The 12,338-nt window shown below is 63.9% G+C and carries 5 protein-coding genes; 3 read left to right on the top strand and 2 right to left on the bottom strand.

What is annotated here, in order from left to right; all coding sequences use genetic code 11:
* The first annotated feature begins 7 nt into the window (after nt 1-7).
* Genes ACH2DG_RS03050 through ACH2DG_RS03040 form a run of 3 tightly spaced genes read left to right on the top strand, consistent with a single transcriptional unit; the run spans nt 8 to nt 7,813 of the window.
* Nucleotides 8-3,151, top strand: coding sequence for an efflux RND transporter permease subunit (locus ACH2DG_RS03050; RefSeq protein WP_395024233.1), 3,144 nt, complete (start codon nt 8-10; stop codon nt 3,149-3,151).
* A complete protein-coding gene (locus ACH2DG_RS03045) occupies nt 3,148-6,339 on the top strand; it encodes an efflux RND transporter permease subunit (RefSeq protein ID WP_395024232.1) in 3,192 nt (1,063 codons plus the stop codon). Before ACH2DG_RS03050 ends, ACH2DG_RS03045 begins: the two co-directional genes overlap by 4 nt.
* A 10-nt stretch (nt 6,340-6,349) precedes the next feature.
* Nucleotides 6,350-7,813 carry an efflux transporter outer membrane subunit gene (locus tag ACH2DG_RS03040; protein WP_395024231.1) on the top strand — a complete coding sequence of 488 codons (1,464 nt, stop codon included), beginning with the start codon at nt 6,350-6,352 and terminating at the stop codon, nt 7,811-7,813.
* Nucleotides 7,814-7,840: 27 nt separating this feature from the next.
* Here the strand turns inward: ACH2DG_RS03040 and ACH2DG_RS03035 are convergent, their stop codons facing one another.
* Together ACH2DG_RS03035 and ACH2DG_RS03030 are read right to left on the bottom strand one after the other, a co-directional pair.
* The gene (locus ACH2DG_RS03035; protein WP_395024230.1) at nt 7,841-8,935 is read right to left on the bottom strand and encodes a DNA/RNA non-specific endonuclease; all 1,095 of its coding nucleotides are present in this window, start codon (nt 8,933-8,935) and stop codon (nt 7,841-7,843) included.
* A gap of 269 nt (nt 8,936-9,204) precedes the next feature.
* Entirely contained in the window at nt 9,205-12,333 is a 3,129-nt protein-coding gene (locus tag ACH2DG_RS03030; RefSeq protein WP_395024229.1) for an error-prone DNA polymerase, read from the bottom strand.
* Nucleotides 12,334-12,338 lie beyond the last annotated feature (5 nt).

Raw genomic sequence — 12,338 nt, 5'->3', positions numbered from 1 at the left:
TTGATCGATGAGTCCTTCCCGTCCATTCATTCAAAGGCCGGTGGCCACGGCCTTGCTGATGGTGGCCATTGTGCTGTCGGGCCTGGTCGGCTTCAAGCTGCTGCCCTTGTCGGCGCTGCCCGAGGTCGATTACCCCACGATCCAGGTGCAGACCCTGTACCCCGGCGCCAGCCCCGAGGTGATGAGCCGCACGGTGACGGCGCCGCTGGAGCGGCAGCTCGGTCAGATGTCCGGGCTGGACCGCATGTCGTCCACCAGCGCGGCAGGGGTCTCCATGGTCACCCTGCAGTTTCAACTGGGCCTGTCGCTGGATGTGGCCGAGCAGGAGGTGCAGGCCGCCATCAATGCCAGCAGTGCGCTGCTGCCTGCCGATCTGCCTGCGCCGCCTGTCTATGCCAAGGTCAATCCGGCCGATACGCCGGTACTGAGCCTGTCTATTACCTCTAAAGAACTGCCACTGACGGAAGTCCAGAACATCGTCAACACGCGGCTGGCGCAAAAGATCAGCCAGGTCTCTGGCGTGGGCCTGGTCACGCTTGAAGGCGGGCAGAAGCCGGCCATGCGCATCCAGGCCAACACGCAGGCGCTGGCGGCCAATGGCATCACCTTGAGCACGCTACGCACCGCCATCAGCAATGCCAATTCCAACACCGCCAAGGGCAGCTTTGACGGCCCCAAGCGCGCCTACTCGATCAACAGCAACGACCAGTTGCTGACCGCCGAGGCCTACATGAACCTCGTCGTCAGCTGGAAGAACGGCGCGCCGGTCTACATGAAGGATGTGGCCCAGGTGGTAGCCAGCGCCGAGAACGACCGGCTGGCTGCCTGGGTGGACGAGACGCCGGCCATCGTCGTGAACGTGCAGCGCCAGCCCGGCGCCAATGTGATCGCCACGGTCGATGCCATCAAGGCGCGCTTACCGGAGCTCACGGCCTCCTTGCCCGCATCGGTCGAGGTGAAGGTGCTGACCGACCGCACCACCGGCATCCGCGCGTCGGTGGAGCATGTGCAGATGGAGCTGGCGCTGGCCGTCATCATGGTGGTGCTGGTGATCTTCTTCTTCTTGCACAGCCTGCGTGCCACGGTGATCGCCAGTCTGGCGGTGCCGATCTCGCTCATCGGCAGCTGCGGCCTGATGTACCTGCTGGGCTACAGCCTCAACAACCTGAGCCTGATGGCGCTGACGATTGCGACCGGCTTCGTGGTGGACGACGCGATCGTGATGATCGAGAACATCGCCCGCTACATCGAGGAGGGCGAGACGCCGATGGCGGCAGCGCTCAAGGGAGCGTCGCAGATCGGCTTCACCATCATCTCGCTCACCGTGTCGCTGATCGCGGTGCTGATACCGCTTCTGTTCATGGGCGATATTGTGGGGCGGCTGTTCCGCGAGTTTGCCGTCACCCTGGCGATCACCATCCTGATCTCTGCCGTGGTGTCGCTTACCCTCGTGCCCATGATGTCGGCGCGCTGGCTCAAGCACGAAGACACGGGCGCACACAGCCATGGCTGGGTGGGGGCTGTGCAGCGCGGCTTTGACAAGGTGATCCACCACTACGACCGGGGGCTGCAGTGGGTGTTTCGCCACCAGGGCCTGACCCTGGTGGTGGCCGTGGCCACCCTGGCGCTGACCGGGTTGCTGTACCTGATGATTCCCAAGGGACTGTTCCCGACGCAGGACACGGGCCAGCTCAAGGCCCAGATCGTGGCCGCGCAGGAGGTGTCTTTTGCCCGCATGAGTGCGCTGCAGCAGCAGGCGGTGAGCGCCATCCTGCACGACCCGGATGTGGAATCGGTCAGCTCGGTCGTCGGTGTGGATGCTGCCAACAACACCATGCTGAATACCGGCAGCCTGTCGATCAACCTCAAGCGGCCGCATAATGCGCAGGACGCGGTGATGCAGCGCCTGCGCGACCGCGTGGGCCAGGTGGCGGGCGTGTCGATCTTTCTGCAGCCCGCGCAGGATCTGACCATCGATTCGCAGAGCGGGCCTACCGAGTACCGCCTGTCGATCGGTGGAGTGAGCACCGACGAGGTGAACCAGTGGACGCAAAAGCTGGCCGCCCGCCTGCAGGAGGTGCCCGAGGTGCGCAATGCCACCAGCGACGCCGGTCGCCAGGGGCTGTCGGCCTATGTGAATGTGGACCGCGACACCGCATCGCGCCTGGGCATCAGTGCCAGCAGCATTGATGACACGCTCTACAGCGCCTTTGGTCAGCGCATTGTCTCTACCATCTTCACCGAGACCAACCAGTACCGCGTGATCCTGGAGGCGCAGCAGGGCCAGTTGAACAGCGTGCAGACCCTGGGCAATCTGGCCATCAACGCCAACAGCACGGGGGCCACGCCGCTGTCGGCCATTGCACGGATCGAAGAGCAGATGGCGCCGCTGCAGGTCACCCGTGTGGCCCAGTACCCCGCAGCCACGCTGGGCTTTGACACTGCGCCCGGCGTGTCGCTGGGCCATGCGGTCGACGCGATCAAGCAGGCTGCGCAGGACATCGGCATGCCCCGGTCGCTGACCATGGAGTTCCTGGGCGCGGCCGGCGCGTACCAGAAGTCGCTCACCAGCCAGTTGCTGCTGATCCTGGCTGCGCTGGTGTGTGTATACATCGTGCTGGGTGTGCTGTACGAGAGCTATGTGCACCCGCTGACCATCCTCTCCACCCTGCCGTCCGCAGGTGTGGGCGCCTTGCTGGCGCTGATGCTGAGCGGCAATGACCTGGGCGTGATCGGCATCATCGGGATCATCCTGCTGATCGGCATCGTCAAGAAGAACGCGATCATGATGATCGACTTTGCCATCGATGCCGAACGCAGCCAGGGCATGGCGCCGCAGGATGCGATCCACCAGGCGGCGCTGCTGCGCTTCCGTCCCATTCTGATGACCACGCTGGCCGCGCTGTTTGCTGCGCTGCCGCTGATGTTCGGCTGGGGCGATGGTGCAGAGCTTCGCCGCCCGCTGGGCCTGGCAATCTTTGGCGGGCTGATGCTGAGCCAGCTGCTCACGCTCTTCACCACGCCGGTGATCTATCTGGCCTTTGACCGCCTGGGAGCACGTTTTCGCCGCAGGCCTCAACCTCCTGGCCCGTCTGGTGCGCCCGGTGGCGGCGTGAATGGCAACGGCGCGGGCGATGGAGTGGCGGCATGAATCTGTCCTTGCCGTTTGTCAAACGCCCGGTGGCCACGGTTTTGCTGACCATCGGTATCGCGCTGGCGGGAATGGCTGCATTCTTTGTGCTTCCGGTGGCGCCGCTGCCGCAGGTGGACTACCCGGTGATTTCGGTATCGGCCAGCCTGTCAGGCGCCAGCCCCGAAAACATGGCATCGAGCGTGGCCACGCCCCTGGAGCGACACCTGGGGGTGATTGCCGGCGTCAACGAGATGACGTCGAACAGCTCGACGGGCTCCTCGCGCGTCACCCTGCAGTTTGACCTCAATCGCAATATCGACGGCGCCGCGCGGGAGGTGCAGGCCGCCATCAATGCGGCGCGCACCGATCTGCCATCCGACCTGCGCAGCAACCCCACGTACCGCAAGATCAATCCGTCCGATGCGCCGGTCATCATCCTGGCGATGACATCGCCCACACGCACACCCGGCGAGCTGTACGACGAGGTCTCGAACGTGGTGAGCCAGCGCATCTCGCAGGTCGATGGTGTGGGTGATGTGGAAATTGGTGGCGGGTCGCTGCCATCGGTGCGCGTGGAACTGCTGCCGCAGGCCCTGAGCAAATACGGCATTGCCACCGAGGACGTGCGTGCCGCCATCCAGGCTGCCAACGCCAACCGCCCCAAGGGCGCGATCGAGAACGAAGGCAATCGCCTGCAGATCTATACCCCCGCGCCCGAGCGCAAGGCGTCCTGGTACCAGGGTCTGGTAGTGGGCTGGCGCGACAATGGCGCCGTCAAGCTGGGCGATGTGGCACGCGTGATCGACGGCCCGGCCAATGTGCACACCATGGGCCTGTTCAATGGCCAGCCTGCCATTCTGGTGCTGATCACGCGCCAGCCGGGGGCGAACATCATCGACACGGTTGACAACGTGCGCAAGCTCTTGCCCGAGCTGCAGGCGCAATTGCCCAAGGATGTGACCATCCAGGTGGCCAGCGACAGCACCAATTCCATCCGTTCGTCGCTGCGCGAGATCGAGACGACGCTGATGGTGTCCGTGGCACTGGTGGTGCTGGTGGTGGGGGCCTTCATCCGCAAGGCGCGCGCCACGGTCATCCCCGCGGTAGCAACTGTGGTGTCGCTGCTGGGCACCTTTGCCATCATGTATCTGCTGGGCTTCAGCCTGAACAACTTGAGCCTGATGGCGCTCACGGTGGCAACCGGCTTTGTGGTGGACGACGCGATTGTGGTGCTGGAAAACACCAGCCGTCACATCGAGCAGGGCATGGACAAGATGGCCGCTGCCTTGCTGGGTGCCCGCGAAGTGGGTTTTACCGTGCTGTCGATCAGCCTGTCGCTGGTGGCGGTGTTCATTCCGCTGCTGTTCATGGACGGGCAGATCGGCCGGCTGTTCAAGGAGTTCGCCGTGACCCTGTCGGTAGCGGTGATGATCTCGCTGGTGATCTCGCTCACCACCACGCCGATGATGTGTGCGTGGTTCCTGCGCGACGAAGATGCCGTCAGCTCCGAACCCCAGGGCCGCATGGCGCGTGCTCTGGAGGCCGGTTATTCCTGGATGCTGCGCACCTATGAGCGCAGTCTGGACTGGGCCCTGCACAGCAAGGCGCTGGTCATGGCCATTCTGGTGGTGGTGATCGGGATGAACGGCTACCTCTTCGTGCATGTGCAAAAGGGCTTCTTCCCGCAGCAGGACAACGGCCAGCTGGCGGGCGGCCTGCGTGCGGACCAGAGCATTTCTTCCACGGCCATGGCCGACAAGCTCAAGGATGCGCTGGCCATCATCCAGCGCGACCCTGCTGTGGATACCGTGGTGGGCTTTTCAGGCGGTAGCCGTGCGGGTGGGGGCTTCATGTTCATCAATCTCAAGCCCGTGAAGGAGCGCGATGTGACGAGCCTGCAGGTGGTGGCGCGTCTGCGGCCACAGCTGTCGCAGATCACCGGCCTGCGTGTGTTCCTCAATCCGGTGCAGGATCTGCGCATGGGCGGGCGCTCGTCCAATTCCACCTACCAGTACACGCTCAAGAGCGACAACACGGCAGACCTGAAGAAATGGGCCACGCGCCTTGCCGACCGTCTCAAGCAGGAGGCATTGCTGCAGGACGTGGATACCGACCAGGCGGAAAACGGCGTCGAGGTGTATGTGGATGTGGACAAGCAGGCCGCAGCGCGCCTGGGCGTCAACTCCAAGGCCATCAACAATGCGCTCTACAACGCGTTTGGCCAGCGCTCGGTTGCCACCATCTACAGCGATCTGAACCAGTATTCGGTCATCATGGAATGGGCGCCCGAGTACACACGCGGCCCACCTGCACTGCAGGACATCTATGTGCCATCCAACCTGGCGGGTACCGTGGGAACGGCGGCCAATCCGGCGCTCAAGAGCGCCTCGACCGGCAATGTCATCAGCACGGCCGCCGACACCATGGTGCCGCTGTCTGCCTTTGCCAAGGTGGTGGAGCGGCCTGCACCCACCTCGGTCAACCACCAGGATGGCGAACTGGCCACGACGATCTCGTTCAACCTGGACGAAGGTGTGGCGCTGAGCGAGGCGCAGGCCGTGATCCGGCAGGCGGAAGCCGATATCGCCATGCCGATCAATGTACGTGGTAGTTTTCAGGGCACGGCGCTCAGCTTTCAGAAGACGCAGTCGCAGCAGCTGTACCTGATTCTCGCGGCGCTCGTGGTGATCTACATCGTGCTGGGCATCCTGTATGAAAGCTTGGTGCATCCGGTCACGGTGCTGTCCACCTTGCCGTCGGCAGGTGTGGGTGCGGTGATTGCGCTGATGCTGTTCGACATGCAGTTCACGGTGATTGCGCTCATCGGCGTGTTTCTGCTGATCGGCATCGTCAAGAAGAACGCGATCCTGATCATCGATTTTGCGCTGGAAGCGCAGCGCGCGCGGGGCATCAGCGCCACGGATGCCGTGCACGAAGCCTGCGTGCTGCGCTTCCGTCCCATTCTGATGACCACCCTGGCTGCCGCGCTGGGTGCGCTGCCGTTGGCCATCGGCTTTGGGCAAGGGTCGGAGCTGCGCCAGCCGCTGGGCATTGCCATCATTGGCGGCCTGCTGGCCAGCCAGGTGCTGACCCTAGTGACCACACCTGTCGTGTATGTGCTGATGGACAGGCTGCGCCGCCATGCGCCCGATGAGCGCTATCTGAGCCGCGCACAGCCGCAAGAGGCCGGGCCTGCACCGGGTTAAGAAGAAACTTATGAAACGACAACTCCAACAACCTTCTTCCCGTGCCAACGCGCTGCGCACTCTGGCCTCTGCGCTGTGCTGTGCGGGCATGTTGAGCGCCTGCTCGGTGGCACCTGTGTATGAAGTGCCGAGCACACCAGCGCCCGCCAGCTTCAAGGAGGCAGGGGCACTATGGCAAGGCGCCCAACCCAATGACGCCATGGACCGTGGCGAATGGTGGACCTTGTTTGGCGATGCGCAATTGAACCAGCTGGCCGCGCAGGTGCAGGTGAACAACCAGAACATCGCTGCTGCCGCCGCTGCTGTGGCCCAGGCCCAGGCTGCGGTGCGCGTGCAGCGTGCCGGCCTGTTGCCAACGGTCAGTGGCTCGCTCGGGCAGACACGCCAAGGAGGCAGCCAGGCCAGCGGCAGTGGCAGTGCATCGTTGGGCATCAATGCAGCCTGGGATGCGGATGTATGGGGGCGCTTGAAGGAGTCCGTCAGCGCCGCGCAGAGCAGCGCACAGGCGAGCGAGGCAGACCTTGCCGCTGCCCGACTGTCGGCGGTGGGCAGCCTGGTGCAGAACTACTTCCGGCTGCGCGAGGCCGATGCGGAACTGCAGATCCTGCAGCAATCCATCGAAGGCTACCAGCGCAGCCTGCAGATCACACAGAACCGCTATGACAGCGGCATCGAAGCCAGGACGGCCGTGCTGCAGGCGCAAACCACCCTGACCAATACCCAGGCCAGCGCCGAGTCGCTGCGCCAGTCGCGTCAGACCTATGAGCATGCGATTGCCGTATTGACCGGCCAGGCGCCAGCCCAGTTCGATCTGCCTGCTGCCTCTTGGCAGGTAACGGTGCCACAGGTGCCGGGCGTGGTGCCTTCAACCCTGCTGGAGCGCAGGCCAGATATTGCATCGGCCGAACGTGCCGTGGCTGCTGCCAATGCACAGATCGGCGTTGCGCAGTCGGCGTACTACCCAAGCCTCGGCCTGTCGGGGTCGCTGGGCCGCACGGGCTCCAATCTGGGCGACCTGTTCAGCGCTTCGGGCCTGCTGTGGTCGCTGGGCGCGTCCATCAGCCAGAGCATCTTCAATGCCGGGGCCACTGCGGCGCAGGTGGATTCGGCCAGGGCTGGGCATGCCGCCAAGACGGCAAGCTACCGGCAGACGGTGCTGGGAGCCTTCCAGGCAGTGGAAGATGTGCTCAGCAACATCGCAGCTCTGAACGCCCAGCAGCCGCTGCTGCAGCAAAGCCTGGATTCGGCCGAGAAGGTGGAGCAGCAGATGCTCAACCGCTACAAGGAAGGTCAGGTGCAATACACCGATGTAGTGACCGCGCAGGCGACAGCGCTGAATGCGCGCCGCTCGCTGATCCAGTTGCAACTGAACCAGCAACTGGCAGCAGCGCAACTGATCCAGGAACTGGGTGGCGGCTGGCATGCACCGTGGATGCAGGCCCCGGATGCAGCAGTGCTGCAGTCCAAGCCCTAGGGCTCAGGGAGTGTTGCTGCAGCCTGTTCACTGCAACTGGGGCAGAAAGTTCCGCCCCGTGCGCTCTACAAAGTTTGCATAGCTCATCGGCGGCCCCAGCGTGGCACTGGCGTTGTTGGGCAGTACCCAGGCCCAGGCGCGCTGCTGCTGTTCGTCAAACACCAGCTTGTACAGGTGGCTGGGCACCCATACCTGGTTGCGGCCAATGGTGTGTGCGCCGCCTTCGAACAGCGGGCCGGTATACACAAACACATTGCCGTTGGCGCGCTTGGCGTACTTGCGCACATCGCCTTCCAGCTTGGACCAGATCTTGCGGTTGTTGGTGGGGTCCTGAGGCACCATGTTCGACAGCGCAAACGACTGCGCCATGCCGGTTTCGGTGCTCTGGTTGGCGGCGGCTGCCATGTGGCCTCGGTCGTAGCCGCTGCCTTGGTAATCGGACAGATCGGCCTTGTACGCGGAGCGCAAGCGTGCATCGGCATAGAAGCGGTCAGTCCGTTCCTGGCCCGCAGCATGCTGCAGGCGATTGCGATTGAGTCGTTCGATGGTGACGATCGGGGTTTTAGACAGCCCCGAATACAGCACTGCAAAGCCATCAGAGCACAGCGCTACCGGCATCCAGGTGGCGCCCACGCTGGCGAGGCCGAGCGGGGCGCTGGCGGGCAATTGTTCTGCGCACTGCGCAAAACTGTCTGATGCAGATGGTTGCTTGCCGGCCTGGCCTTTGGGCGGGGCAGGCTGGCTGGCCCCATTGTTGACCCCATTGCCTCCGGATGAAGGATGCGCAGATTCGCGGCTTTGGCGGGCCAGGGTCTGCAGGGTTTCCTGCCAGCTGGCCCAGCGGTCCTGTTGCTCTTCAAACCAGTGGTTGGCGTCGCGTACCAGCGGCTGGGCTTGCAGCCAATGCTGCGTTTTGTCTCTGGCCCAGTGGCGGGCCCCTTCCAATTGGGGAGCAAGTACGAAAGAGCCTGCCGCAGCTGCTGCGCTGTAAGCCGCAATGGCTGCCTTGCCGACCAGCGGGCGCAGCAGCCGGGCGATCAGGCTGTTGGAGGATTTGCGGGATGTGTTGCTGCGTTTGCCAGCACGGGATGCGGAGCGGGAGCGGGACGGGGGACAGGCCATGGATGAACAGACACCGGGGCGCTCGATGCGCCCTTTGCAGGAGAGCTGCAGACAGAAGACGCATGCGCAACTGGTGTTGCGACAGAGAGCTGTCTGCTATCGTTATTGTGGCGCGCTTACAAGCATGGGCGCGCGTAAATGATGAAATTATTTAAAACATTTCTGCATGCCTTGGTGCAACAGAACGGGGTGCGGGTGTGCCCTTGGATGGAGTGAATGAGGACGCGCCGTCATGCTGGGGGCATATGGCGCAGTTCGATACGGAGTGCTCAGTGAAAGTCACGGCTGCGGATGCGCAAGGTGTCGAACCAGTCGGACATATCGCGCAGCCGATGGGCGATCAGGTTGCCGACATCGCCCGTGCGCTGCCAGCGCCCCTCCACCGCCAGCAATTGCGAATGCAACAGCGCCTCGCGTTGGTGTTCGCGAATCTTTGGCCAGCAGATCACCTGCAGGTTGCCGGTCTCGTCTTCCAGGGTGATGAACACCACGCCTTTGGCAGTAGGAGGTTGCTGGCGCAAGGTGACGATGCCGCAGGCGCGCACCCAGCTGCCGTCACGCGCATCGCGCAGGGCTGCATGGGTGCGGAACCGGTGGCGCTGCAGGCGTTCGCGCAACAAGGCCAGCGGATGGCGGCGCAGGCTCAGGCCCAGCGCGGCATAGTCCCAGTGGATGTCTTCCTGCTCGGCGGCCGAGGGCAATTCCAGGTGGCTTTCGTGGATGGCAGCGGCTTGCAGCAAGGGGCTGCTGGGCCGTGGTGCGGCTGCTTGCCATAGCTGGTTGCGGCGGTGGCCTTCCAGGCTGGCCAATGCATCGGCGGCGGCGAGTTGCTGCATGGCAGGTGCATCCAGCCGAGCGCGCTGGGCCAGGTCTTCGGCGCTGATGAAGGGCGCGGCCTCGCGCGTCTGCACTACGCGTTCACTCTGGGCTTGCGACAGCTGTTTGACCAGCCGCAGCCCCAGGCGCACTGCAGGCTGCGCGCCGCCGCTGTATTCCATTGTGCAGTCCACCATGCTGTGCATCACATCGACCGGCAGCACCTGCACGCCATGGCGCTGTGCATCCTGGATGAGCTGGCTGTTGCTGTAAAAGCCCAGCGGCTGGCTGTTGATCATGGCGGCCAGAAATTCAGCCGGGTAGTGGCATTTGAGCCAGGCGCTGAAGTACACCAGGATGGCAAAACTGGCTGCATGGCTTTCGGGAAAGCCGTATTCCGAAAAGCCCTGAATCTGCTGGAAGATGGCTTCGGCAAACTCTGGGGTGTAATCTCGCTGCGTCATGCCCTCGATAATCTTGGCATGGTATTGCTGCAGGTCGCCGGTGCGTCTCCATGCAGCCATGTTGCGGCGCAGTTGGTCGGCTTCGCCGGGGGTGAAGCCGGCGGCGACGATGGCGATCTGCATGACCTGTTCCTGAAAGATCGGAATGCCTAGCGTGCGCTGCAGAACGTGCTCCAGATCATTGCTGGGATAGTTGACTTTCTCCAGGCCTTGCCTGCGCCGCAGATACGGGTGCACCATGCCGCCTTGTATGGGCCCGGGCCGCACCAGCGACACTTCGATGACCAGGTCGTAGTAGTTGCGGGGCCTGAGGCGCGGCAGCATGCTCATCTGCGCGCGGCTTTCGATCTGGAAGACGCCGATGGTGTCGGCGGCGCAGATCATGTCGTAGGTGGCGGGGTCTCCGTGCGGGATGTCGCCCAGCCCGAAGGTGCCGCCCTTGCGCGCGCCAACCAGATACAGCATTTTTTGCAGTGCCGTCAGCATGCCCAGGGCGAGCACATCCACTTTCAGCAGACCCACGGCATCCAGGTCGTCCTTGTCCCACTGGATGACGGTACGGTTTTTCATGCTGGCGTTCTCGATCGGCACCATGCGCGACAGCGGCCCGCGCGTCAGCACAAAGCCGCCGACATGCTGCGACAGGTGGCGCGGAAAATGGCGCAAGGTCTCCACCAGCTCCACCAGTTGGCGCACGGCCAGGTCATCGGCCTGCAGGCCAGCCTTTTGCAGCGCTTCGCTGCGCAGCAGTTCGGCGTCCCATTGCGAGTGGTCGCGTGCCAGCAGGTCGATCTGCTCCGCTGCAAACCCCAGGGCCTTGGCCACGTCACGGATCGCGGATTTTCGCCGGTAGCGGATGACCACCGCCGTCAAGCCGGCGCGGTGCAGGCCGTATTTCTTGTACAGGTACTGGATGACTTCTTCGCGCCGCGCGTGCTCGAAATCCACGTCGATATCGGGCGGTTCGTTGCGCTCCCTGCTGATGAAGCGCTCAAACAGCACTGTGCTTTCGGCGGGGTCTACCTCGGTCACGCCCAGGCAATAGCAGACGGCCGAGTTGGCTGCCGAGCCCCGGCCCTGGCACAGGATGTCCTGGCTGCGCGCATAGCGCACGATGTCGTGCACGGTCAGAAAATAATGTTCGTAGTGCAACTCGCTGATCAGGGCCAGTTCATTCTCCAGCTGGGCCTGGGCCTTGGTGGGAATGCCTTGCGGCCAGCGGCTGGCTGCGCCTTCGTAAGTCAGCTGGCGCAGGTAGCTGGCGGGGGACAGGCCTACGGGAACGACCTCGTCGGGATACTGGTAGCGCAATTCATCCAGCGAGAAATGGCAGTGCGCCGCGACGGTGAGCGTGGCATCGAGCAGATCGCGGGGGTAGAGTTGCGCCAGCCGCAAAAGGCTGCGCAGATGGTGCTCGGCATTGGGCTGCAGGCCGTAGCCGCAATCGGCCAGCGGCTTGCGCAAGCGGATGGCGGTGAGCGTATCCTGCAGTGGTTTGCGCGAGCGCACATGCATGTGCACATCGCCTGCAGCCACCAGGGGCACGCCTGTGGCGCGGCTGGCAGCGCGCAGTTGCAGCAGCCAGGCTTCGTCGCCCAAGCTGCGGTCCTGCTGCACCGCCAGCCAGCAGCGGCCGGCAAAGTGATCCTGCAGCCATCGGGCCTGGGTATCGATGTGGGCGGCGCTTGCCTGGCGGTGCGGGGCCAGCAGCAGCACGCAGTCGTCAAACACTCTTTTCTTGATGGCGGATTGCGCAAGCGCGTATTGCCCTTTGGGCGCTCTTCTTCGCAAATGGGTGATCAGTGCGCACAGGTTGCCGTAGCCGCGCAGGTTGCAGGCGAGCGCGATGAGGGTGAAGGGCGGCGCATCATTGTCGCTGCATTGCACCTGGAACTGCGCGCCAATGATCAGTGGCAGGCCGCATTCGCGGGCCGCCACATGGGCGCGCACAATGCCGGCGAGCGAGCATTCATCGGTCAGCGCCAGTGCGGCATAGCCCTGGCGGTGCGCACGTGTCACCAGCTCGTGCGGGTGGCTGGCGCCGCGCAGAAAGCTGAAATTGCTCAGGCACCACAGCTCGGCGTAGCGTGGAATGGTGGGGCGGGGAGGTAATGTCATGGCAA

The sequence above is a fragment of the Comamonas odontotermitis genome (assembly GCF_040396735.1).
Taxonomy (GTDB): domain Bacteria; phylum Pseudomonadota; class Gammaproteobacteria; order Burkholderiales; family Burkholderiaceae_C; genus Comamonas; species Comamonas odontotermitis_C.
This window is presented reverse-complemented; position numbering and strand designations above follow the sequence as displayed.